At 72.5% G+C, this 23,700-nt stretch carries 23 protein-coding genes; 15 read left to right on the top strand and 8 right to left on the bottom strand.

Annotated elements, in window-relative coordinates; genetic code table 11:
• Positions 1–124: 124 nt before the first annotated feature.
• Entirely contained in the window at positions 125–310 is a 186-nt protein-coding gene (locus tag ACZ43N_RS03525) for a hypothetical protein (RefSeq protein ID WP_468094697.1), read from the bottom strand.
• Between the two features lie 139 nt (positions 311–449).
• Here ACZ43N_RS03525 and ACZ43N_RS03530 point away from each other — a divergent pair, with 139 nt between their 5' ends.
• A complete protein-coding gene (locus ACZ43N_RS03530; protein WP_468094698.1) occupies positions 450–1,115 on the top strand; it encodes a response regulator in 666 nt (221 codons plus the stop codon).
• A gap of 481 nt (positions 1,116–1,596) precedes the next feature.
• Here the strand turns inward: ACZ43N_RS03530 and ACZ43N_RS03535 are convergent, their stop codons facing one another.
• Together ACZ43N_RS03535 and ACZ43N_RS03540 are read right to left on the bottom strand one after the other, a co-directional pair.
• Positions 1,597–2,778 (bottom strand): sensor histidine kinase, encoded by a 1,182-nt coding sequence (locus ACZ43N_RS03535; protein ID WP_468094699.1) that lies wholly within the window; start codon positions 2,776–2,778, stop codon positions 1,597–1,599.
• Between the two features lie 284 nt (positions 2,779–3,062).
• A complete protein-coding gene (locus ACZ43N_RS03540; protein ID WP_468094700.1) occupies positions 3,063–4,331 on the bottom strand; it encodes a DUF418 domain-containing protein in 1,269 nt (422 codons plus the stop codon).
• A gap of 586 nt (positions 4,332–4,917) precedes the next feature.
• Between ACZ43N_RS03540 and ACZ43N_RS03545 the strand changes: the two genes are divergently transcribed.
• Both ACZ43N_RS03545 and ACZ43N_RS03550 read left to right on the top strand, forming a co-directional pair.
• Positions 4,918–5,340, top strand: coding sequence for an alpha/beta fold hydrolase (locus tag ACZ43N_RS03545; RefSeq protein WP_468094701.1), 423 nt, complete (start codon positions 4,918–4,920; stop codon positions 5,338–5,340).
• 31 nt (positions 5,341–5,371) lie between these two features.
• Positions 5,372–5,536, top strand: a complete 165-nt coding sequence (locus tag ACZ43N_RS03550; RefSeq protein ID WP_468094702.1) for a hypothetical protein — start codon at positions 5,372–5,374, stop codon at positions 5,534–5,536.
• Between the two features lie 163 nt (positions 5,537–5,699).
• Here ACZ43N_RS03550 and ACZ43N_RS03555 read toward each other — a convergent pair whose 3' ends face one another.
• Both ACZ43N_RS03555 and ACZ43N_RS03560 read right to left on the bottom strand, forming a co-directional pair.
• Positions 5,700–5,963 (bottom strand): helix-turn-helix domain-containing protein, encoded by a 264-nt coding sequence (locus ACZ43N_RS03555; protein ID WP_468094703.1) that lies wholly within the window; start codon positions 5,961–5,963, stop codon positions 5,700–5,702.
• A gap of 35 nt (positions 5,964–5,998) precedes the next feature.
• Positions 5,999–7,801, bottom strand: a complete 1,803-nt coding sequence (locus tag ACZ43N_RS03560; protein ID WP_468094704.1) for a thiamine pyrophosphate-requiring protein — start codon at positions 7,799–7,801, stop codon at positions 5,999–6,001.
• 236 nt (positions 7,802–8,037) lie between these two features.
• Here ACZ43N_RS03560 and ACZ43N_RS03565 point away from each other — a divergent pair, with 236 nt between their 5' ends.
• Positions 8,038–8,844: an RNA polymerase sigma factor SigF gene (locus ACZ43N_RS03565; RefSeq protein WP_468094705.1), complete on the top strand. Its 807-nt coding sequence runs from the start codon at positions 8,038–8,040 to the stop codon at positions 8,842–8,844.
• Positions 8,845–8,999: 155 nt separating this feature from the next.
• On the opposite strand, the gene ACZ43N_RS03570 is transcribed toward ACZ43N_RS03565, so the two are convergent.
• Entirely contained in the window at positions 9,000–10,109 is a 1,110-nt protein-coding gene (locus ACZ43N_RS03570) for a PAS domain-containing protein (protein WP_468094706.1), read from the bottom strand.
• A gap of 140 nt (positions 10,110–10,249) precedes the next feature.
• On the opposite strand from ACZ43N_RS03570, the gene ACZ43N_RS03575 reads away from it, so the two are divergent.
• The 4 genes from ACZ43N_RS03575 to ACZ43N_RS03590 all read left to right on the top strand — a co-directional run bounded on the left by ACZ43N_RS03575 (position 10,250) and on the right by ACZ43N_RS03590 (position 14,770).
• Positions 10,250–10,966 (top strand): ANTAR domain-containing response regulator, encoded by a 717-nt coding sequence (locus tag ACZ43N_RS03575; RefSeq protein WP_468094707.1) that lies wholly within the window; start codon positions 10,250–10,252, stop codon positions 10,964–10,966.
• A gap of 354 nt (positions 10,967–11,320) precedes the next feature.
• Positions 11,321–12,184 carry an ICP22 family protein gene (locus ACZ43N_RS03580; RefSeq protein WP_468094708.1) on the top strand — a complete coding sequence of 288 codons (864 nt, stop codon included), beginning with the start codon at positions 11,321–11,323 and terminating at the stop codon, positions 12,182–12,184.
• A gap of 191 nt (positions 12,185–12,375) precedes the next feature.
• On the top strand, positions 12,376–13,605 hold the full coding sequence (locus tag ACZ43N_RS03585; RefSeq protein WP_468094709.1) for an aminotransferase class I/II-fold pyridoxal phosphate-dependent enzyme: 1,230 nt from the start codon (positions 12,376–12,378) through the stop codon (positions 13,603–13,605).
• 55 nt (positions 13,606–13,660) lie between these two features.
• Complete coding sequence (locus ACZ43N_RS03590) at positions 13,661–14,770, top strand: MBL fold metallo-hydrolase (protein WP_468094710.1); 1,110 nt, start codon at positions 13,661–13,663, stop codon at positions 14,768–14,770.
• A 127-nt stretch (positions 14,771–14,897) separates the two neighbouring features.
• Here ACZ43N_RS03590 and ACZ43N_RS03595 read toward each other — a convergent pair whose 3' ends face one another.
• The gene (locus tag ACZ43N_RS03595) at positions 14,898–15,509 is read right to left on the bottom strand and encodes a DedA family protein (RefSeq protein WP_468094711.1); all 612 of its coding nucleotides are present in this window, start codon (positions 15,507–15,509) and stop codon (positions 14,898–14,900) included.
• Between the two features lie 37 nt (positions 15,510–15,546).
• On the bottom strand, positions 15,547–16,320 hold the full coding sequence (locus ACZ43N_RS03600) for an MBL fold metallo-hydrolase (protein WP_468094712.1): 774 nt from the start codon (positions 16,318–16,320) through the stop codon (positions 15,547–15,549).
• 113 nt (positions 16,321–16,433) lie between these two features.
• On the opposite strand from ACZ43N_RS03600, the gene ACZ43N_RS03605 reads away from it, so the two are divergent.
• The 7 genes from ACZ43N_RS03605 to ACZ43N_RS03635 all read left to right on the top strand — a co-directional run bounded on the left by ACZ43N_RS03605 (position 16,434) and on the right by ACZ43N_RS03635 (position 23,700).
• Positions 16,434–16,889, top strand: a complete 456-nt coding sequence (locus tag ACZ43N_RS03605) for a hypothetical protein (RefSeq protein WP_468095484.1) — start codon at positions 16,434–16,436, stop codon at positions 16,887–16,889.
• Positions 16,890–17,070: 181 nt separating this feature from the next.
• Positions 17,071–19,182, top strand: coding sequence for a phage holin family protein (locus ACZ43N_RS03610; RefSeq protein WP_468095485.1), 2,112 nt, complete (start codon positions 17,071–17,073; stop codon positions 19,180–19,182).
• A 92-nt stretch (positions 19,183–19,274) separates the two neighbouring features.
• Positions 19,275–20,336: an ATP-binding protein gene (locus ACZ43N_RS03615; protein ID WP_468094713.1), complete on the top strand. Its 1,062-nt coding sequence runs from the start codon at positions 19,275–19,277 to the stop codon at positions 20,334–20,336.
• Complete coding sequence (locus tag ACZ43N_RS03620) at positions 20,333–22,144, top strand: vWA domain-containing protein (RefSeq protein ID WP_468094714.1); 1,812 nt, start codon at positions 20,333–20,335, stop codon at positions 22,142–22,144. Before ACZ43N_RS03615 ends, ACZ43N_RS03620 begins: the two co-directional genes overlap by 4 nt.
• Positions 22,145–22,318: 174 nt before the next feature.
• Positions 22,319–22,747: an OsmC family protein gene (locus tag ACZ43N_RS03625; RefSeq protein WP_055541002.1), complete on the top strand. Its 429-nt coding sequence runs from the start codon at positions 22,319–22,321 to the stop codon at positions 22,745–22,747.
• 102 nt (positions 22,748–22,849) lie between these two features.
• Entirely contained in the window at positions 22,850–23,272 is a 423-nt protein-coding gene (locus tag ACZ43N_RS03630; RefSeq protein ID WP_468094715.1) for a hypothetical protein, read from the top strand.
• A gap of 53 nt (positions 23,273–23,325) precedes the next feature.
• Positions 23,326–23,700 carry a hypothetical protein gene (locus ACZ43N_RS03635; protein WP_468094716.1) on the top strand — a complete coding sequence of 125 codons (375 nt, stop codon included), beginning with the start codon at positions 23,326–23,328 and terminating at the stop codon, positions 23,698–23,700.

Here is a 23,700-nt window from a genome sequence, read left to right on the forward strand (position 1 = left end):
ACACCAGAGGACCCCCCCCGGGGGGGGTGGGGGGAAGTACAACACCCCCAGGTGTCCCCAGGGAGCGTACCGGGGGGGGAGGGCGGGGCTTCCCCCCGCCCCCCCGCCTTCCGGGCGACGGCACTCACCTGGCCATGCTCGGTCTCGACCGGAAGTCCTGTGGGGCTTTGCATGAGTCCACGTAGCTTTGCGAGGCGCGCTGTGGCGCGGTGAGGTCGGTGAGGTCGACGCCGCGCAGCGCGCGGCCGAGGAAGTAGCCGTCCTCGATGGACATACCGGCCCCGCAGGCGGCGTACGGCGAGGTCGGCACGTTACCGTTCGGGGTGCGCCGCCATGCCGTCCGTTGATAATTGAGGCGCCAACGTCCGCGGGACTCGCCGCGTGCTGACCGGAGCCGGCTCGCGCGTTGGCCGTCGGGGACGTCGCGGCTGACTGAGTGGGGTGGCAGGGTGATTCGGGTGCTGTTGGCCGACGACGAGGCGTTGATCCGCGCCGGGATACGGTTCGTGCTCGAGGTCGCCGATGACATCGAGATCGTGGCCGAGGCGGACAACGGTGCCGGCGCCGTGGAGCTCGCTCGTAAACACCTCGTTGACGTCGCGCTGCTGGACATTCGCATGCCCGGCGTCGACGGGCTGGCCGCGGCCGCCGAGATAGGGAAGGTGGCACCGCGGACAAGCGTGGTCATGCTGACCACCTTCGGCGAGGAAGAGTACGTCACCCGGGCCCTGCGCTGCGGCGCTGCGGGGTTTCTGCTCAAGGACACCCCACCCGACGATCTGATCAGGGCCGTCCGGGTGGCGGCCGCCGGTGAGCCCATCCTCTCGCCCCGGGTCACCAGGCAGCTGATCGATCGCCACGTCAACCGCGACCTGAGCCAGGCCGACGAGGCGCGGCGCCGTGTCGCGGCTCTGACCGACCGCGAGCGCGACGTGCTGTGCCTGCTGCGTGAGGGCTGCTCGAACGCTGAGATCGCCAAGGTGCTGCTGATGAGCGAAGGCACCGCCAAGTCTCACGTCAGTCGCATCCTGTCCGTCCTTGGCTGCACCAACCGGGTTCAGGCGGCGATCCTGGCGCACGATGCCGGAGTCCTTCCGCCAGGCAGCCGTTCCTGATCCGCCTAGTCGAGCCCACGCGAAGCGTCTGCTTGCCGGGTTCCGCCTACGGCATCCGGATCTCGACCTTCTGCGCGAGCTTGGCGTCGTTGAAGCAGAACCGGAACACGCTCCCGAAGCCCTCGGCCAGCGCGTAGTCGCACGTGGTGCCGGACGGCACCGCCGGGCTGCTCAGCCCGGCCCGCTTTGCGGGCGGTCATGCTGTCGCCGCCGGTCAGCTCGCGCACCCTGTCCTGGGTGTCGCCGATCCTGCTTTGCTGGTAGGTCTGTGGCGAGACGGCAGACTCGAAGTAGGAACAGACGCTGAGCCGAGGCCGCCGCAGACCACGACGGCGGCTCCAACGAGGATGATGAAGGCCGTCTTGGTCCTCCTTCGTGATGCGTCGTGGAAGGGCCCGTCTTCGGCCCGGGCACGGGAGGGGAGCATCTGCGCGTCGGCCAGGGCGGGCTGATCGATGGTTGGGCTCATTGTGCCCGGCCTTCAATGGCGCAGGGGAAGCTCGGCGGTGAGGGCGTGTTCGCCGGTGATCGGGTCCGTGCCGGCGGTGAAGTCCCCACCGGCCAGGCGGGCGCGTTCGCGCAGGCCGGCCAGCCCCAGGCCGCTGCTGGGCGGCGGGACGGCGGGCGGGCGTGCGGCGTTGCGTACGCTGATGGTGAGTTTGTCGGTGTCGACGATGACGGTCAGCCGCGTGGGCGCACCCGGGGCGTGTTTGTGCACGTTGGTGAGGGCTTCGCGCACGATGCGGTTCACCGCTCGGCGGATGCCGATGCCGATGCCGGCGTCGGTGAGGTCGCCGCCGCGCCAGGACAGGGTGATGGGCAGGCCCGCATGCCGGGCTTCGGCGACCAGGTTGGTGACATCCTCGCGCGTGCCGACCACCGATTCGGTGCCGTCCGGTGGTTCGGCGCCGTCGAGGCGCAGGATGCCCAGCACGGTGCGAAGCTCCTCGAGTGCGGTCCGGGAGGTGGTCCGTAGCAGGTCGGCCTGCTCGTTGATCTCGGGGGCCGCGGTGCGGGTGCGCATCTCCAGTGCCCCGGCGTACAGGACGATCAGGCTGAGCCGGTGCCCGAGCAGATCGTGCATCTCGCCGGCGATGCGCGCCCTTTCCTGCATCCGGGCCTGCGACTCGCCGAGCAGGTTGGCGCGTTCCAGCAGGGCGTTGCGTTCGTGCAGGGCTTCCATGGCCCGGGCTCGCTCCCCCTGCCGCATGCCGATGGTGCCCGGCAATACCACCAGCAGCACAGTGATGACGACGATGCGGCCGACATCCTCCAGGTCAACCGTCAGCCCGGCGAGCTCGACGAGGTTGGCCGCGGATTGCACGCCGGTGGCGAGCGCCAAGGCGGCCACGGCGCGGCGGGTGTCCGGCACCTGGCGGCCCACCGCATAGGCGAGCACCACGCTCACCGGCCAGAGAAAAGCCAACAAAGTCGTGCTCGGCCAGATCAACGGCACTATCGCGACGCCGGTCCCGGCCAGCAGCGAGGTGATCGGCCAGGTGAATCGGCACAGCAGGGCAACAGCGGCGGCCAACAGGCCGATCGCTGTTGCGGGCTGCCCAGGCACGTTGATGACGGCCGTGACGATCGCCGTGGCGGGCAGGAACAACCACCACGCCAGCAGCAACCTGCCCTGTCGTGCCAGGTGCTGCCAGGTCGTCACCGCCTCGGCGGTGACGACCTCGGCGAGTTTCGCCCGACCAGTCACGACACCTCCACGACGACGGCGGTGGCCGCCGAGCCGGGCGGTCGCCCGACCGATGAGCGCAGCCGTGTCCGGGCCACGCCGGCCGGGGTCACCAGCCACAGCAGTGCAGCGGTGATGACAGGTAGCCCGTGATCGGCGCCGACCGTACCCGAGGACGGGGGCCGTGGTCATCGTATCCGGGCTCAGCCAGGGCAGACCTCGTTCGGGCGAAGGGCGAACGTGCCCTGACACGCCGCGTCTCACCGGACGAACTTCGCCAGTTTGGTGGTGCTGTTGAGCAGGTACTCCAGCGGTCCGCGGCGGAAGAAGCGCGACCAGACGGTGGCGAACAGGATGGCCCCGGCGATGAACCCGAGCAGCGGCACCAGGGTGCCGGTGGCCCCGTCGGGCAGCATGGTGTAGGCGGCGACGTGGGCGACATAGAGGGTCAGGGACATGGTGCCCACGGCGATCAGCGGACTCGCCAGGCGACGCAGCCACGCCAGCCGGGCCATGGCCGCGGTCGCGAAGACGAGCACGGTGATCGCCACGCCCAGGCCGCCGATGATCTCGAAGGTCGTACCGCTGTGCGGCTCGGCTCCCAGCAGCGACGAGGCTATGTTCGCGCTGTCCGTAGCCTTGTTGTGGATGTAGTCGTAGGCCGGCGATCCCGGTCGCAGGGATTCGATGGAGTTCGGATCCAGGTTCGCGAAGGCTTCCTTCAGAGCGGCCTTGTCCGCCTGAATGGGCGGGTACAGCCTTACCGTCAGCCAGGCGGTGCCGTATCCGAGCGCCATCAGCGCGGCGCCGAGCGCGGCCAGTCGGCGTTGCACCACGCCGGCGGCCAGGTCGAGCCGGGCCAGCGCCATCCCGGCGATCACGAACGGCATCCAGGTGATCGCGGGATAAAAACCGTCGAGCAGCAGGCCCAGCAGTCCGTCGCCGCCGAGCCGGGCGATCGGGTCGTAGGCGTTGATGCTCTTCGCCGTCGACTCCCCCAGCAGCCACCTCAGGCCGAACGCCGCCTGCGGCCCGACGATCGCGAGCACGGCCGCGATGACCGCGAGGGTCCTGGCCCGCAGCCGCACCAGCGGCAGGGCCAACAGGAAGTACACCCCGTAGAACGCGAGAATCACCACGATCCCGGTCTTGAGCATCGTCAGCACGGTGCCCAGTGCCAGCAGGACCAGGGCACGGATCACGATCCGGGCCCTCGCCTGCCGGCCGGCCAGGCCGCTCTTCGGCTCTCGACGGCCGGCGATCAGCATCAGCGAGAACCCGGCGAGGGTGGCGAACAGGATCGACGACCGGCCCTCGGTCAGCTCCAGCAGCCAGCCGCCGAAGCCACCCACGTCCTCGGCAGGTGGGGCGACGTGTACCGCAAACATTCCGAACACCGCCAGCGCGCGGGCCAGGTCCACCCCGACCAACCGCCCCACCGACGGCTGCCGCTCGCCCACGCCGGCGGGCTCAGCCGGTGCCCCGTGCCGCGGAGGTGGCGTTTCGTGTGAGATCTCGATCTGAGTCATGCGCCCAAGGTCGCCGGGCCGGACGCCCTGACGCCTCTGCCAAGCTTCCGGACCACCCCCGCCGAACGGCCAACGATGCCGAGCCGATCGACCATCACCAGAAGCGACTTCGGTGCTGCGGTCTTGACTCGCGGTCGCCGTCGCGGACGGTGCGGGCGGCCGACGTCGCCTGGCGCTCGTGGGCGTTCATGTGGACGGGGCGATCCAGCATTAGCGTGCGGTCAGCACGCGGCAGATCGGCTCCACGCCGCCGATGCGGCCCCTGCGCTCGTCGATCAACGCCACGAGCATGTGTGTGACCGGTCCAGCTCAGAGATGCTGACGCGCATCGTGTGGCTGCTGGCCCCAGCCGCTGCCGGCCGCCTACCTCCAGCGCGCCCTGTCGATCGAGGACCGTCTCGCGCGCAAGCTCGCCGAGCGCGAGGGTGTCGCCCGGACACCGACCTGCGCCCCTTTCTCGCCGTCGGCGCGGTCGGCACGGCCCTGCGCGCCGCCCACCACCGCTGGGCGGCTCTTCCCCAGGGCACGACGGAGGATCTGGCTCGGCTGCGCGACCATGCCCTGCAGTCCTTGATTCTCCAACGACATGTTCCGTACCCCGTCGATCGCCGACAGCTACGCCCCCGCGCTCAACTTCGGTGCGACCGCGCCCCAGGCACCCGAGCCGAACGCGCACGAGACGTACTGGATCTACCGCTCGGCGTTCCCCGGCATCTACGCGGGCGACAACGACTACTTCGCCTACGAGCACGACCTCAAGGAGAACGGGCACAAGATCGACGCCCACGCGAAGCCCGTCTACGTCGTCACCGGCGAGTACGACCCGGCCAGCGACGACGACGTCAACGGCGGCCCGGCCGTGGAGAAGTTCATCCCCGGCACCAAGTTCATCAAGGTCACCGGGCTCGGGCACTTCGCCCCCTGCGACGACCCGGTCGGGTTCGGCGACGCCATCGTCCCGATCCTCGACGAGGTCATCGCCAGAGCTGCCTCCGCCGGTCAGTCCTGACGCCGCTCCCGCGAAGAAAGGCCCGTACGACATGAGTGTCACCCACGACCTCGTCCGACGGTCGGCCACCGGCAGGCCGGTCATCGACTTCGACCACCACTCGCCCGCCTACCGCGACACCTGGAAGGAACTCGCCGCCCGGTTCCACGCCACCGGCAGCCCCGTCGCCTGGACCGAACACCACGGCGGCTACTGAGTCGTCCCGCCGCTGCCCCGCCGGGCCGCGCACCACAACACCATCTGTCATCGGTGCACCTCCCGCGGCATGCCTGATCTCGTTGATGCTTCCGCCGCCGTCTCGTCGCTCGCGATCCGATGGGCCGCATGAGCGAGCCGGTCGAGGTCCCGCGACGGCCCGTTCAGCCTCCGGCGACTGCTGCCGTCCGGAGGGCGTCGGGGGTGGTTCCGGTCCAGGTGCGGAAGGCGCGGTAGAAGGAGTGGGTGTCGTCGTAGCCGAGTGGGTAGGCGATTTCGGCGGTGCGCACGGTGCTGTTGCCGAGGTAGTGGCGGGCCAGGTTTTCGCGGGTAGTGGCGAGGATTTCCTGGAAGCTGGTTCCTTCGAGCTTCAGTTGTCGTCGCAGCGTGCGGTTGCTGACGGCGAGGTGACGGGTGACCGCGGTCATGGAGCTTCCGCCGGCTGGAAGAGTGCTGTTCAACACTACTTCCGGCTCTTCGGCTTGGTGCTCGGCAGGAACTCCTGCACCTTCGCCTTGAAGCCCTGCTTGATCATGGACCCCCGGTCCGCGTCGCCCTTGAGGATCGAGGCGGCCGTGGCCTCCATCTGCTCCCAGGTGGCGTGCGGCGGGATCGGCGGGACCGCCGGGTCGGTGAGGAACTCCACGACGGCGGGGCCGTCGGCCTCCAGGGCGGCGCGCCAGCCCGCCTCGACGTCCTCCGGCTTCTCGACCCGGATGCCGGTCAGCCCCAAGGAGCGGGCGAACGCCGCGTACTGGACGTCCGGCAGCTCCTGGGACGGCAGGAAGGACGGCTCGCCACCCATCGCCCGCAGCTCCCAGGTCACCTGGTTCAGGTCGTGGTTGTTCCAGATGCCCACCACCAGCCGGGGGTCCTCCCAGACATCCTTGTACTTGGCCGCCGTGATCAGCTCCGCAAGGCCGTTCATCTGCATCGCACCATCCCCGACCAGCGCGATCGCGGGACGGTCCGGGTGGGCGAACTTCGCGCCGATCGCGTACGGCACCCCGCAGCCCATCGTCGCCAGGGTGCCCGACAGCGACGACCGCATGCCGTCCCGCAGGGTCAGATGGCGGGCGTACCAGTTCGCCGCCGAGCCGGAGTCCGAGGAGATGATCGCGTCGTCCGGGAGCAGCGGGTCGAGGGCGTGGGCCACGTACTCCGGGTTGATCGGGTCGGCGGACAGCTCCGCGCGCCGCGTCATCACCTCGCGCCAGCGCGTCACGGCCGCGCACACCTCGTCGTACCACTCCCGGCCCCGCTCCGGGTCGATCAGCGGGATCAGCCGCTCCAGCGTCGCCTTCGCGTCGCCGACCAGGTTCTCCTCGTACGGATAGCGCATCCCGACCATGTGCGGGTCGATGTCGATCTGAACCGCCCGCGCCTTGCCGTACTCGGGCAGATACTGCGAGTACGGGAACGACGAGCCGATGGTCAGCAGCGTGTCGCAGTCACGCATCAGCTCGTACGAGGGGCGCGTGCCCAGCAGGCCGATCGAGCCGGTGACGTACGGCAGCTCGTCGCTGAGCGCGTCCTTGCCGAGCAGGGCCTTGGCGACCCCCGCGCCCAGCAGCTCGGCCATCCGTTGGACCTCGGCGCGGGCCCCGGCGGCGCCCTGACCGACCAGGATGGCGACCTTGTCCCCGGCGTTCAGGATCTCGGCCGCCCGCTCCAGCGACTCCTGCGAGGGGACCGCCGTCCAGGAGCCGCTGCCCAGGCTGGAGGGGACCATCTTGAAGTCATGGGTCGGCGGCGAGTAGTCCAGCTCCTGCACATCGCCGGGGACGATGATCGCGGTGGGTGCCCGGCGGGCGTAGGCGGTGCGGATCGCCCGGTCCAGGACGTTCGGCAGCTGCTCGGGCACGGTCACCGTCTCGACGAAGTCCGAGGCCACGTCCTTGAACAGGGTGTGCAGGTCCACCTCCTGCTGGTACGAGCCGCCCATCGCGCTGCGATGCGTCTGGCCCACGATCGCGAGCACCGGCACATGGTCCAGCTTGGCGTCGTACAGACCGTTCAGCAGATGGATCGCGCCGGGCCCCGAGGTCGCCGCGCACACCCCGATCCGGCCCGAGAACTTGGCGTAGCCGACCGCCTGGAACGCGGACATCTCCTCGTGCCGCGACTGGATGAACCGCGGCCTGTCCTCCGCCCGGCCCCAGGCGGCGAGCAGCCCGTTGATGCCGTCACCTGGATAGCCGAAGACGTGTTCGACTCCCCACTCGCGCAGCCTGCGCAGGATGTGATCGGCGACATACGTGCTCATACTGGACCTCCCGGGGTGTTTTTCTCAGGGTCGAGTCACCCCGTGAGGAAGAGAAAAACCTGAGTGTGTTTGCCGTGCTCGGAGCGGGGCAGGCGCACCACAGTGCTTCGGACAGGAGGCACGTCCGTGGGAACAGGCGACTGATCCAATTCATCACGGGTGTGCCCGTCTGTGCACGTCCGCGCCCCCACGGTGACCGTCCACCCCAGAGCACCTCTAGGGAGCTGCGACGCACCATGCGTACTCAGGCAAGCGCGAAGCACCACCCGCACGACGACGCCCCCGACACCGCGGAAGCGTTCCGGAAACTGGCGACGCTTCCCCCCGGCCCGGAGCGGGACGCACTCCGGGAACGGATCGTGGAAGCGTGGCTGCCGATGGCCGAACGGCTCGCCGGGCGGTTCCGCAGCCGCGGCGAGAGCTACGAGGACCTGCGCCAGGTCGCGGCGCTCGGCCTGGTCAAGGCCGTCGACCGCTATGACCCGGAGCGCGGCAACGCCTTCGAGAGCTATGCGGTACCCACCGTCACCGGTGAGATCAAGCGGCACTTCCGGGACCACATGTGGACCCTGCACGTGCCGCGCCGGGTCCAGGACCTGCGCAACCGCGTGCGGTTCGCCAGCCAGGACCTGTCCCAGACGATCTCGGGCCGCCGGCCCACCGTGGCCGAGATCGCCGCACACGCCAACATGAGCGAGGAAGACGTCCAGGTCGGACTGGAGGCGCTGGAGAGCTTCACGGCGCTCTCCCTGGACGCCGAGCTGCCGGGGAGCGAGGACGGCTACTCGCTCAGCGACGCGCTGGGAGCGCCCGATCCCGCGCTCGACACGGTCGTCGACCGCGAGGCGGTCAAGCCGCGACTCGCGGCGCTGCCGGAGCGGGAGCGGGCGATCCTGTACATGCGGTTCTTCGGAGACATGACGCAGAGCCGTATCGCGGAGCAGCTGGGCATCTCCCAGATGCATGTCTCCCGGCTGATCAGCCGGTGCTGTGACCGACTGCGGGATCAGGTCATGCGGGATGTGGGAGGCTCCTCCGACTGAGCCCCGCCCGGCCGGCCGAGCCACGCGCCCGGCCGGCCGAGCCACGCGCCCGGCCGGCCGAGTCGTGGGGGCCGTCGGCCGAGTCGTGGGGTGCCATCGGGTGACCCGTGGGGCGCCGTCGGGGCGCGCCGGGCGCCGCGACGCCGCGGGGATCCCTAGGTGACGTCGCCGCCCATGGCGAGGGCTATATGGCGGGACATCGTGTCCATCGCCCGGGCCTCCGCCATCGAGAAGGCCAGGCGGGCGCCCGAGCGGAAGAGGGTGAGGACGCCCCTGACGGTGCCCGCGGGGGTGGCCAGGGGCACCGACAGGAGTGAGGTGACGTCGGCCCGGACGAGGACGGGGGCGCCCGTGGCGTCGAGGCCGAAGGCGTCGGGGTCGGCCGGGCGGACCTGGAGGGCGGTGGAGCCGCCCCGGGCGGCCGCGACGACCAGGGGGCAGGCGGCCGGGTCCTGGTCCGTGAGGAGGTCCGCCTCCTTGCCGGGAGGAGTGAGTACCGTCGCGCGGGTCAGCCGGGGGGACGTCGTGTCGGCCACGACCCAGTCGGCGAAGCGGCCGTGCAGGACACGGGCAGCACAGTCGAGGGCCTCGGCCGCGGGGGCGGTGAGCAGGGCCGTCGTCATGGCGTCCAGCAGATCCATGAGCGCCGCGTGGCGGGTCGTCTCGGCGAGATTGGGCAGGGGGCGGGCGGGACCCTCCACGGACGGCATCCGGTGGCCGGCCGGCTGCAGCACGACCAGGACGGTGGTCCGGGGCTCGCCGCTGGGGCGCAGCGCCGTCAGGGTCGCCCGAACGGGCACCGACGGGCGCTGCTGGAGGTGCACGGTGAGGCTGCGATCGCCCTCGCCGCGGGCCACGGCCGCGACCTGGCCGCGGAACGCGCTCCGGTCGGCGTGCGCGAGGAACCCGGTGAGGGGGCGACCGGTCGCGTAACCGGCCCGTACGCCGGTGAACGCGCTCGCCGCCTGGTTGAGCCGCCGCACCACCGTCTCCCGGTCCAGCAGGGCTACGGGCAGCGGCAGCAGCCGGAAGACGGCCTTCAGCAACTGGTGTTCCTGCCCGGTCGACGAGGCTCCGCCGGGCGGACGGGCGGTGAGCCGCTCGTACCACGGCCACAACTGGTCCGCCACGTGGTCGAGTTCGAAGATCGCCGCGTCCAGCACCGTCGGCAGATCGTCGGCCGGCACCGATCTGGCCGTCTTGAGCTCCGCGACCCGGCGCACGAAATCCGCCAGCTCCTCACCGAATTCGTCCGTCTGAGCCATGCGACGAACGTAACGCGTGTGGCGCGCGCACGGGGACGGCGTGACGCAACGCATCGGGTGCCTCGTCCGCACGAGGCGTCCGCATTCGTTTTCCGCGCCGGTCGAACGGGAACGCGACCGCACGAGAGGAGGCGTGCAGCATGCCGGAAACCGAACATGTCGACCTTCTGAGCAGGGAGTCGCCCGAGTCGGCCCTTCCGGTGAGGAGGCTTTCGCAACTCGTCGAACATGCCGCCCGTTGCACCAGCGACTGCTGCGGGGCGAGCAGCATGGTCTGCGACGACGGTGTCGAACGCCCCGCCGCCGTCACCCACCCCGACCTGGCCGGACTGGTCGCGGTCCAACTCCGCTCGGGGGACGGGCCGATCCCCGCCGCGCTGGAACGAGGGGAGCCGGTCGACGCGGCGGATCTCCTGCGGGACGAACGGTGGCCGGACTACCGGGCCGTCGCCCTCGACGCGGGCGTACGGTCCAGCGTCACGATGCCGTTCAGGCGGCCGGGGCTGACCGTCACCCTCAGTCTCTACAGCTTCCGGGCCGGTGCGCTGGAGGACGCGTCGCACGGGCCCGCCCGCGCGCTCGGGGATCTCGCCGCCACGTGCATCGTCCGCGACCTTTCCTACCGGGCCGCCCTCACCGAACTCGACCAGCTCGGCGCGGCGCTGCGGACGCGGCCGGTCGTCGACCAGGCGTGCGGCATCGTCATGCACGTCCTCGGCTGCGACGCGGACGCGGCGTTCACGGTGCTGCGGCGTATCTCGCAGGGCACCAATCGCAAGTTGGCCGAAGTGGCGTCGGCGGTGGTGGAGAAGCGGGGGAGGGGGCTGGAGCGGGAGTTGGCGTCCCATGCCGGGTGAGGGGGCGCCTCGGAGCGCCGCGTTGCCGCATTGTCAGGGCTCGGGGCTACGAGGTCCGTCGGCGGGTGCGGGTGCGGGTGCGGGTGCGGGTGCGGGTGCGGGTGCAGGTGCGGGTGCAGGTGCGGGTGGCTGGTCGCGGAGTTCCCCGCGCCCCCGAAGGGTCGGGCGTGCGGCCCGCCCTTCGCCCTCCCCCGGACTCCCCGCCGGCTCGAACGTCCCGTCACCCACTCGGCGGCCCCGCGTCCCGCGAATGGTGCTCGGCGGCGCGCGGGCGGCGGGCCCGCCGGTTCTGATGGGGAGGGCGGGGCACGGAGGTCGTGCCCCCAGCCGGAGCCGGCCTAAGGAGCCCCGCCCATGCGCCGCAGAGCCCGTGTCCTGTCCGCCGCCGCCCTGGCAGGTGCCGTGCTCGGTGTCGCGGCCCCGGTCGCTTGCGCGGATCCGGCGGCCGAGGTCAACCCGCACAATGCCGCCCCGGGCGAGACCGTCACGATCTCCCTGTCCTGCGACCCGACCGGAGGCCCGGCCCCCGACACCCTCGAGGCCGACTCGCAGGCGTTCGAGCAGGGCACCGTCGAGCTGCAACGGCTCCCCGGCAACGACGACCCCGTGGGCGGACCCTCCTACGAGGGCACCGCCCGTATCGCTCCGGCCGCTGACTTCGAGACGGGCCCGGACGCGGCGGGCGGCTCCACCGAGTGGGGCGTCGACGGCGTCTGCCCGGCCCCGCCCGGCGGTGAGGAGCTGCAGTGGAGCGCCACCTTCACCGTCAGCCTCGGCGGCGGACACCACCCCACGCACCACCCCACCGATGAGCCGGAGCACCAGTCCGGCCACCGCGACACCGATGAGCCGGAGCGCCAGCCCGGCCACCGCGACACCGATGAGCCGGAGCACCAGCCCGACCACCGCGACACCGATGAGCCGGAGCACCAGCCCGACCACCGCGACACCGACGAGCCGGAGCACCAGTCCGACCACCGCGACACCGACGAGCCGGAGCACCAGTCCGACCACCGCGACACCGACGAGCCGGAGCACCAGCCCGGCCACCACGACACCCGCCATCCGGCGCCGGTCCAGCGCGGTGTGCATGCGGGCGGCGGCGGTGCCTTCACCGACTCCGTACCGGCCATGGTCGCCGGCGGCCTCCTGGTCGCCGGCGCGTTCGGCGCCGCTGTCCACCGGCTGCTGCACCGCCGGGGCCGGTGGACCCCGTGACCGCGCGCCGCTGTGACCGGCGCAACCCGACGAGGTGCTCATGGGGCGCGTGAGCCGGGGTACTGGCAGGCCGAGGGCGCGGGCGTCGCCCCGCGGGGTACGACGGGGCACGCGCGGCAACGGCGGAGCACCATGGACATCGCGGGAGCGCTGAGCACCGGACAACGCGACAGGACTGCGCGGAGGCAGAGATGCGGCGGACGGAAGCGGAGAGAGGCCCGGTGGGGCACGGCCCCGTCCGCTATGGTCCGCCCCTTCCCGACCAGGGACTGCCGCTCCTCCCCGAGCTGACCGCCGTGCTCTCCGCCGCCGCCGGACACCCCGACGCCGTACCCCTCGGGGGTTCCCCCGCCCTCCTGGAGGCCGCCTCGGGCTACTGGGACCGGCGCGGGCTGCCCACCACCCCCGACCGCGTCGCGGCCGCCCCCGGAGCCCCCTCCCTGCTGCTGGCGCTGACCGCCGCGATCGGCGGCGACGTCCTGCTCCCGCGGCCGTGCGCCGCCTGGTGGGAGCCCGAGGCGCGGGTGCTCGGCCGATCCGTCTTCCATGTGCCGACGCCCGCCGAGTGCGGCGGGGTACCGGACTCGTCCGCGCTGCTGGAGACCGTGCGCCGGATCCGGGACGAGGGCGGTGACCCCCGGCTGCTCGTGCTGTGCGTCGCCGACGACCCGACCGCCACCGTGGCCCCGCCGGAGCTGGTCCACGAGACCGTGGAGGCCGCCGTGGGAGAGGGCCTGCACCTGGTCAGCGACGAGACCTGGCGCGACACCCTGCACAACCCGCACGACCCCGTGCTGCTCAGCCCGGCCGAGATGCTGCCGGACCGGGTCACCGTCGTCACCGACCTCGCCGGACCCTTCCTGCCGCCCGGCTGGCCCGCTGCCGTCGCCCGTTTCCCGGCCGACGGCAGCGGGGCCGGACTGCGCGACCGGGTCCTCGACGTGCTCACCGCGCTCGGCGCCCGCGTGGCCACCCCGGTCGCCGCGGCCGCCGTGTACGCGCTCGACGAGCCCGCCCCCGTCACCGAGCGGCTCGCCACCGTCGTACGGCTGCACGCGCGGCTGGCGGCCGCCGCGCACCGGGCCGTGGTCGCCGCCGGGGCGCTGGCCCTGCCCCCGAGCGCGGGCCGGCATCTGTACGTCGACCTCGCCCCGCTGCGCCCGGCGCTCACCGCGTACGGCGTCGGTGACGCCCAGGAGCTGGAGGACTTCCTCACCGCCCGGCTCGGCCTGCCCGCGCCCGGCGGCCACCGCTTCGGCGACGACCTCGGGGAGCTGCGTTTCCGCCTGTCGACCGGGCTGTTCCTCGGCAGCGCGGACGAGGAGCGGACCCTGGCCCTGGCTGCCCCCGACCCCCTGGAACTACCGCATGTGGAACGCGCGTTGACCCTGTTCGGATCGGCCTTCGAGGATCTGCGATGACGACGGCGCGCCGGGCGGCCAGGTCGTGTCGAGGATCCTTCGACGACGCTCGGCGATGGGAGCCTCCTCGATGACGCACGAGTCGACCACCTCCTCGCCCGCCTCTCCCGAGGACACCGACGACCCGGCGCCCTCGCCCCGCCTCGGCGCCCTGGAGCCGAGGCCCTCGTCGCCCTTCGCCGTCCCGCTCGCGCCCCCGGAGCCCGCCGAGCCCCGCCCCCTGGGCGAGCGGCGCCGCTGGCCCGGGTCCTTCGTCGACCGGCTGACCACACCCCTGCCGGGCCTGCGGGCCTTCGCCCGCTTCGCCCGCGAGGGCTCGGTCCGGCCGGGCCCCGAGGGCCTCGTCGACATCCCCCGACTGCCGTACGAACCCGGCCCGGTGCCCGTCGTGGACGCGGATACCGTCGCCGTCACCTGGGCGGGGCACGCGAGTTGGGTGGTGCGGATCGGCGGGCTCACCGTCCTCACCGACCCCGTCTGGTCCCGCCGTATCCTCGGCACCCCCGCCCGGATCACCCCGGTCGGCGTGGCATGGGACGCGCTGCCGCGCGTGGACGCGGTCGTCATCAGCCACAACCACTACGACCACCTGGACGCGCCGACCCTGCGCCGACTCCCTCGCGCCACGCCGGTGTTCGTGCCCGCCGGCCTCGGCGGCTGGTTCCGCCGCCGCCGCTTCACCCGCGTCACCGAGCTGGACTGGTGGGAGGCAGCCCAACTCGACGGCGTCCGCTTCGACTTCGTACCGGCCCACCACTGGTCCAAGCGCACCCTCACCGACACCTGCCGCTCCCTGTGGGGCGGTTGGGTCCTGACGGCGTCCGACGGGAAGCGGGTGTACTTCGCGGGCGACACGGGCTACGGCCACTGGTTCTCCCTCATCGGCCGCCGCTACCCCGGCATCGACCTCGCGCTCCTGCCGATCGGCGCGTACGACCCCCGCTGGTGGCTCAGCGACGTCCACTGCGACCCCGAGGAGGCCGTGCAGGCCTTCCAGGACCTCGGCGCCCACCGTATGGCCCCCATGCACTGGGCCACGTTCGTCCTGTCCGCCGAACCGGTCCTGGAACCGCTCACGCGTGTACGAGCCGCCTGGGAGACGGCAGGGCTCCCGCGCGAGAACCTGTGGGACCTGCCGATCGGGGCGTCCCGAGTCCTTGACTGACGGTGTCCAGGCATGGACCCGAGGCGACCGGGTGACGGCGCACGACCGCGCCGTCGAAAGGGGCGCGGGGATCCACGCGATCAGCCACCACGAACCCGCGGTTCACCCGAACCGCACCCCCGGGCTCTCAGCGGACGACCCGCCGCCACAGGCTCGGCACCACACTGATCAGCAGCGCCAGCACGACCGCCGCCAGCACCCCTTCCCACGGCTCCGCGAACAATGACCCTCCGAGAATCCCGATCAACTGGTACGTGACCGCCCACGCGAGGCACGCCGGCAGATTCCCCCGCGCGAACCGCCGCAACGGCATCTTCGCCAGCAGACACGCCAGCATCACCGGGAGACGACCGGCCGGCACCAGCCGGGACAGCACCAGCACGGCCACCCCGTGACCGTCGAGCTTCCGCTGGGCCTGGGCCAGCCGGTCCTCCTGCGCCCGGCGGCGGATCGCCTCCAGCCAGCGCGAGCCGTTCTTGCTGCCCATTCCACGCCGGCCCAGCCAGTACAGCGCGATGTCCCCGAGGAACGCGGCCACCGACGCCACCACGAACACCATCAGCAGCGCGAACGGCGCCGTCTGGTGGAACGCCACCACGGCCGCCGAACTGACCAGCGCCCCCGTCGGCACCACCGGCAGCAACGCCCCTACCAGTACCAGCAGGAACAGCGTCGGGTAGCCGATCGCCTGCTGCGTCGACTCGTGCGGCAGGAGGGTGGCCGCGACGGACAGGTCCATCACCGGGCGTCCTCCAGGACTCCGCTCGGCCGGCGTCTCATCGGGCCACCCTCGGCCGTACGCGCTCCCCGTGCGCCGGCCGGTGCACGGCCACCTCGGGCGCGCGCACGGCGGCTAGGCGCACGAACTCCTCACCCGGCGCATGGAATTCATGGGGGCGCACCGCGTCCATGCCGATCGGCCAGTACGTGCCGTAGTGCACCGGAATCGCGCTGCGGGGCGCCAGCAGCGCGAGCGCCTCCGCCGCGCGCCCTGCGTCCAGATGCCCCTCGCCGAGACACGGTCCCCAGCCGCCGACCGGCAGCAGCGCCACATCGACCGGACCGACCTCCTTGGCCATCGACTCGAACAGACCCGTGTCGCCGGCGAAGTACGTCCGCGCCTCGCCCTCCACGACGAAGCCGAGGGCCGGCGAACGGTGCGGCCCGAACGGCAGCCGGCGCCCGTCGTGACGCGCGGGCACGGCACGGACGACCAGGTCACCGACGCTCACCTCGTCACCGGGCGCCACCTCGCACAGCCGCAGATGCCGCAGCCTGCGCAGCCCCGGCACCTGGCGCGGCGCACCGTGCGGCACCACGAGCCGGGTACCGGGCGCGAGCCGGGCCAGGGAGGGGACATGCAGATGATCGGCGTGCAGATGCGACACCAGCGCCACGTCCGCGACCGCCGCCTCGGGCGGGGGCGGCGCCCCGCGGCGCCTGCGCAGATGCGCGAGCCGGCGCGTGAAGAGCGGATCGGTGAGCACGCGCGTGCCGGAGTCCTCCACCGTGCAGGTGGCATGACCCCACCAGGTGACCTCCACCGGCACTTCGTTCGCCTCCTTCGCGCTACTCCCCCGAGCCTACGGGCTGGAGTAGGGTCTCAGGCTCTGGACCCGGAGGTGAGGGGGACGCCGTGGGAGACAAGAGTGACGCCTTCGCCCTGTCCTGCCAGGAGATACCCGGTGAGTGCCCCGGGCGGACGGCGGGACACCCGGCGGTGGTGCGGGTCGCCGCCATCGCCAGCCTGACCCCCCTGGAGGAACTGGAGGCCGACCCCTTCCTGGTCGACTCCCGCAGCCAGCACGCCATGTGCGCCCGCTGGGCCGCCGAGCGCGGCTACGTGGTGACGCGCGAGCTCCTCGTCCGCGGTCTGCGCCCCGACCACTGCGCCCTGTGGGCCGACGTCGACGCCGGCCACGTCGACCTCTTCGTCGCCCCCAGCCGCCGCGTCCTCGAACGCGCCCTCGCCTCCGTCGACGACTTCACCGCCGAGTGCGCCCGCCGCGGCGTCCGCATCGAGACCGTCGGCCGCGCCGAACCCGCCTACGACGCCCAGATGAAGGCCCGCGTCCACCGTCGTCTGTCGATGCCCACAGCGGGCTACGACGGCCGCTGAACACCGCGGGCCCGCTCCGCGCCGGCCCCGGGCCGTACCCCGTCCCCGCCTCCGTGCCCCCCCCTCGGCACCGCCCCGGCTCCCCGGCCCTTGTGACAGGCTGGGCCCAGGAATCGGGACGTAAGGGTGGCCGGACGTGGGCGGTGAGCGTTGGCGGAGGGTGCTGAGCGGATTCTGGCGGATGCTCGCCGTGTGGGCGGTGTCGACGCTGACGATGCTGGTGCTCGCGGGCGCTCTGCCCGACTTCCGGCTCCAGTCCAGCACCGGCGAGAGCGCCACCAAGATCGCCGTCACCGCGGCCCTGGGCGCCGGCGTGTTCGGCCTGCTGTCCTCCCTGGTGTGGCCGCTGCTCGTACGGGCGTTGCTGCTCGTGCCCGCCCTCGTCCTCGGTCTGCTCGTCTTCTTCCTCAACGGCTCGCTGCTCCTCGTCGCCCTGTGGATCAACCCGTCCGGACAGGGTGAGGCCGCGCCCGAGACCGCCGTGGTCGTGGCAGCCGTGATGTCCGCCGTCGCCTCCGCCACCGGAGGTTCCCTCGCCGTACGCGACGACGACGCCTACCGGCGCCGCCTGTACCGGCTGGCCGACCGCCGCCGCAGGCACGCCGACGGCCCGCCCGGCCCCGCCGGCCCCGGCACCGTCTTCCTCCAGCTCGACGGCGTCGGCCACGATGTGCTGGAGGCGGCCGCCGCGAAGGGCGTGATGCCGACCGTGGCAGCGTGGCTCGGCGCTCCCGCGCCCGGGACCGGGCACGTCCACGCCAGCCACCGGCTCACCCCCTGGCGGACCGACTGGTCCAGCCAGACCGGCGCCAGCCAGCTCGGCATCCTGCACGGCAGCAACCACGACGTGCCCGCCTTCCGCTGGTACGAGAAGGAGAGCCGGGAGGTGATGGTCTGCAACCGTCCCTCCAACGCCGCCGAACTCCAGCGCCGCGCCATCGACCGCACCGGCGACGGCGGTCTGCTCACCGTCGACGGCGCGAGCCGCGGCAACCTCTTCAGCGGTGGCGCCGACCAGCTTGCGCTCGTCCTGTCCATCGCGGCCCGCCGGGGCAAGCAGAACCGCTCCCGCGCCGGGTACTTCGCCTACTTCTCCGACCCCGCCAACGCGGTCCGCACCGCCCTGTCCTTCGTCGCCGACGTGTCCCGGGAGATCGGCCAGTCCACCCGCGCCCGGCTCCGCGCACAGCGGCCCCGCGTCAAACGCGGTGGCCTCTACCCGTTCATCCGCGCGTTCGCGACCGTCGTCGAACGCGATGTCGTCGTCGCCGCGGTGATCGGCGACATGCTTGCGGGGCGCGCCGCGATCTACGCGGACCTGGTGGCCTACGACGAGGTCGCCCACCACTCCGGACCCCACAGCCGGGACGCGGAGAAGATCCTCCAACGCCTCGACCGCTCCATCGCGTTGATCGCGCAGGTCGCCGAGCACGCCCCCCGCGCCTACCGCATCGTCCTGCTCTCCGACCACGGACAGAGCCCCGGCGAGACCTTCCTCGGCCGCTACGGCCTCACCCTCGGCAACCTGGTCCGCGCCGGCTGCGGCCTGCCCGTGCCCCGCAGGGCCGAGCGCACCCACAGCGGCGCCGAGGCCCGCTCGGCGGTCCGGGCCGCGCTGCACATCCCCGTCGAGGAGGGCGTCGAGGAACACCGCCCGACCCGCCGCTCCGAGCCGATCGTCCTCGCCTCCGGCAACCTCGGCCTGGTCTCCTTCCCGGACGTGCCGCACCGGATGAGCCGGGAGGAGATCGACGCCCGCCACCCCGCCCTGCTGTCCACCCTCGCCAACCACCCCGGCATCGGCTTCGTCCTCGTCCGCAGCGAGGAGCACGGCGGCCTCGTCCTCGGCGCGCACGGCGCGGAGATCCCCGTCGACGAGATCGACGACGACAACCCCGGCCCCCTCGCCGACTTCGGCCCCGGCGCCGCCGACGCCGTACGCCGCACCCACGGCTTCCCGCACGCCGCCGACATCATGGTCAACTCCTGGTACGACCCCGTCGAAGGCGAGGTCCTCGCCTTCGAGGAACAGATCGGCTCCCACGGCGGCCTCGGCGGCTGCCAGTCCCGCCCCTTCCTCCTCTCCCCGCTGGCCCTCTCCGAACCGGTCGAGGAAGAAGCGGAGTTGGTGGGCGCGGAGCACATCCACCGGGTGCTCAGGCGCTGGCTGAGAGAGGCCGACGGCCCGCAGGTACCGGTGGCGGCGCACGCGCCCGGAAGAGGCGTGCGGAACTGCGCGACCAACCCGAACGAACCCGCACCCGCCAACCGGCAGGACCCGGCGGACGCATAGGCACCCCCCCCCGGAAAATTCGGCTGCGCTCCTTCGAACAGGCGCCCACACTTGGTCGCACCGCCCGGAGGACAACCCCAGGAGCCCACCCCTTGCAGGCAGCCGTCACCGTCACCCCGTCCCGTCTCCCCGAACTGCTGCTGGGCCTCGCCACCGTGCGGCCCGTGTTCGTCTGGGGCGCCCCCGGCATCGGCAAGTCCTCCCTGGTGAGGGACTTCGCCGAGTCGCTGGGCCTGGAGTGCGTGAGCCTGCTGGGCACGCAGCTCGCCCCGGAGGACCTGATGGGCGTACCGCAGATCCGCGACGGGCGCTCGGTGTTCTGCCCGCCCGAGGCCATCGCCCGCGACGAGCCGTACTGCCTGTTCCTCGACGAGCTGAACGCGGCGACCCCGGACGTGCAGAAGGCGTTCTACTCGCTGATCCTCGACCGCCGCATCGGCACCTACGAACTGCCGAAGGGCTCCATCGTCATCGGCGCCGGCAACCGCGCCACCGACAATGCCCTCGCCCGCCCCATCGCCTCCGCGCTGATCAACCGTCTCACCCACGTCCACCTGGAGGCGTCCGCGAAGGACTGGCTGGCGTGGGCGGCGGGCAGAGGCATCCACCCCTGGATCGTCGACCACCTCACCGACCGCCCCGACCACCTGTGGTCCAAGCCGCCGAAGACCGAGGAGGCGTTCTCCACCCCGCGCTCCTGGCACATGCTCTCCGACGCCCTGCACTCCTTCGGGCAGGGCGTCGACGAGGACACCCTCCAGGTGCTCGCACACGGCACGCTGACGCCCGCCCACGCGGTCGCCTTCTGCGGCTACGTCAAGGTCGTGCGCAGCCGCTTCGGCATCGAGGCCATCCTCAAGGGCGACGCCCGCTGGCCCAGCCGGATGGAGGACCGCGACCTGTTGTACTTCCTCGCCGACTCCTTCCGCGGCCGGCTCATCAAGGACCTGCCCGCCAGCAAGCAGCACATGTCGGCGAACGGCCGACAGACCGCGTACCGCGCCAAGTCCCTGCTGGTGCAGCTCGCCGAGATCTCCGTCGAGGTCGCCCAGACCGTCATCGCCTCCGACGCCGACGGCCACCCCGTGCTGCCCGCCTGGTTCCTGGTGGAGGCGGCCCGCGACATGCCCCGGCTGGTGGAGGCCCGCCGATGAGCCGCAACGGCGCGAAGAACCAGGGCAAGGGCCGCAAGAAGCGGGACATCGCGGGCGCCGCCTACTCCGCGGGCCTGGCGCTGGTGCGGGCCAACCCGGCGCTGCGCTCCATGGGGCTCACCCACTGCCGCGACGAGAACTGCGAGCTGGCGCCCCGCGACGGCCTCGTCCGCGTCGACTCAGAGGGTCAGGTGCACGCCCACCCCGACCGGCTCGCCGAGCCCGGCGCCTGGGCCTGGGCCCTCGCCCACGCCACTCTCCACGTCGGCTTCGGGCACGTCCCGGCCGCCACGGGGGAGCGCGAGCAGCCCGACCGGTTCGACCTCGCCGCCCGCTGCGTCGTCGTCAACCGCTTCCTGCTCAGCTTCCCCATCGGTGAGGCCCCCGAGCACCTGCCCGCCTCCTATCCGGACGGCGACGAGGAGCAGCTCGCCACACGCTGGCGCCGCGACGGACTGCCCACGGCGTACGAGCGCTGCGGCACCGCCGACAGCGAGCCCGACCAGATCCTGCTGACCTGGCCGAAGTGGGCGGGACAGCTCCCGGACTGGCAGCTCGCGTTCGCCCACGCCCTCGCCGGGACCATGTCCGCCGCGATGGACATGGCGGGCGGCCGCCGTGACTCCCTGGACGGCGAGCCGGTCCGCAAACGGCCCTGGGAGGAGGCGCTCAGCTGGTTCATCTCCTCCTACCCGCTGCTCGGCGGCATCGCCTCCGGAATGAAGATCATCGCCAAGGCGGACATCGCCCACGCCCACGACATCGCCATCGCGGCCGTCGACGCGGACGCCGGCGAGATCTACGTCAACCCGCTCCGCGACTTCGAGGACGAGGAGTGGCGGTTCATCCTGGCCCACGAGATGCTGCACGCCGCCCTGCGCCACGGCGACCGCTGCGGCGCCCGCGACCCGTACCTGTTCAACATCGCCGCCGACTACGTCATCAACGGCTGGCTGCGCGAGATGCAGGTCGGCACCATGCCCGAGGGACTGCTGTACGACCCCGAGCTGAAAGATCTGTCCGCCGAGGAGGTCTACGACCGCATCGCCGACGACCTGCGCCGCAAGCGCCGTCTGTCCACCCTGCGCGGCAAGGGCACGGGCGACATCCTGAGCGGACCGCTCGGCACCCCCGGCGACTACGTCGACCTCGACGAGTTCTACCGCCGCGGCCTCGGCCGGGGACTGGACCTGCACCAGCAGCAGGAGCGCGGGTACCTTCCGGGCGGCCTGGTCGAGGAGATCCGCGCCCTCACCCATCCGCCCCTGCCGTGGGACGCGCAACTCGCCCGCTGGTTCGACGAGTTCGTGCCCCGCCCCGAGCCCGTACGGAGCTACGCGCGCCCCTCGCGCCGCCAGTCCGCCACCCCCGACATCCCCCGCGCCGGACGCTGCTTCCCGCCCGAGGAGGTCGCCCGCTGCACCTTCGGCGTCGTCCTCGACACCTCCGGCTCCATGAACCGGGTCCTGCTCGGCAAGGCCCTCGGCGCCATCGCCTCCTACGCCGAGGCCCGCGACGTACCGGCCGCGCGGGTCGTCTTCTGCGACACGGCCCCCCACGACGCGGGCTATGTCCCGGTCACGGAGATCGCCGGGCGCGTCCGCGTCCACGGTCGCGGCGGCACCGTACTCCAGCCCGGCATCGACCTGTTGCAACGCGCCGACGACTTCCCGCCGGGCGCGCCCCTCCTCGTCATCACCGACGGCTGGTGCGACGCCCTGCGCGTACGACGCGAGCACGCCTATCTGATCCCGCAGGGCGCCCGCCTGCCGTTCACCGCCCGCGGACCGGTGTTCCGGGTGCAGTGAGCGGGCACCGAACTCGACCGGTACGTGGCGCGGGCGCCGAACTCGACCTCTACGCCGGGCGAACGAGCGGTCGACCGCGGCGGGCCTCCGCCCCGTCGGCTGGGTCCGGGGCGGCTCGATGTGATCGGATGGGGCCGACCCCGTTGGAACGGGACCCACGTGAAAGGAAGAACCGTGGCTACCACGCGCTCCGCACACACCGTATGGGAAGGCAACCTGCTCGAGGGCAACGGTGTCGTCACCTTCGACTCGTCCGGCGCCATCGCCGAGCAGCCGGTGACGTGGGCCGCTCGCACGCAGGAGGCGAACGGCAAGACCAGCCCCGAGGAGCTGATCGCGGCCGCCCACTCCAGCTGCTTCTCGATGGCGTTCTCGCACGCCCTCGCCGGCGCCGGCACGCCGCCCACCAAGCTCGTCACCTCCGCCGACGTGACGTTCCAGCCGGGTGAGGGCATCACCGGCATCCACATCACCGTCGAGGGCGAGGTGCCCGGTCTCGACGAGGCGGGCTTCGTCGCGGCGGCCGAGAACGCCAAGGTGAACTGCCCCGTCAGCCAGGCCCTCAAGGCCGTGCCGATCACCCTGTCGGCAAAGCTGGCCTGACCCGCGGGCTCACGGCGGCCGGACCAGCCACCCCGTCGGGGCGGTGGTCCGGCCGTCGGCGTCCTGATGCGCGCGCCGGCCCGGCACGAGCACATTGGGCGCATGAGTGACGACTCACAGCCAGGGCTCGACGCGGAGCTCAGAATCGCCGTCGCCTTCACCGGCGGCCTCAGCCTCGCCGTCCGGATGGGCGGCGTGGCCCGGGAACTGAACCTGCTGATGACCGCCGCGCGCGCCGACTCCTCCGACACGCCCGCCGGGCTGGTGCGCGCCTGCTACAAGCGACTGCTCGACCTGCTGCGGCTCGACGTCGGCGTCGACGTGCTCTCCGGCACGAGCGCGGGCGGGATCAACGCGGCCTTCCTGGGCCTGGCCACCGTGGGCGGCTGTGACCTGGGCGGACTGCGGTCGCTGTGGCTGGACGAGGGCGCGCTGGGAAGCCTCCTGCGCGACCTGGACGAGCCGCGACCGCCCTCACTTTCGGCCCTGGGCCCCACCGGGAGCCCGCCGAACTGGACTTCCTGACGGCGGGCGACCGGGCGGAGCTGCCCGCGAGCCTGCCGCTGACGTCGATGTGGGTGGCCCACGGCATCCAGCGGCTGATCGCGGCGGAGGAGCTGCCCTGTGTCGCCGAGCAGGCCGAGGCGGACCAGAAAGCGGTCGGCGCCCTGGCCGCGGCCGACTTCCTCAGGCACTACCGGCGGCGCTACCCCGACTCCCGGCAGCCGGTGGAACCGGAGACGGTCGACGGGTTCCTCCGCGCCTGCCGGATCCCGGAGGAGACCTTCCGGCGGGAGAAGGACAGCAGGCTGGTGAAGCACACCGTCTCGCACACCGCCGTGGTGACGGCGAACGCGGTGCGCACGGTGGTCGACCGGTGGTACTGGCGCCTGCTCTTCGGCGGTGTGAGCCGGGCCCTGCGCCTGGCGCACGCCGTGCGCAGACGCGCTTAG

The organism is Streptomyces sp. NPDC030814 (assembly GCF_055572155.1).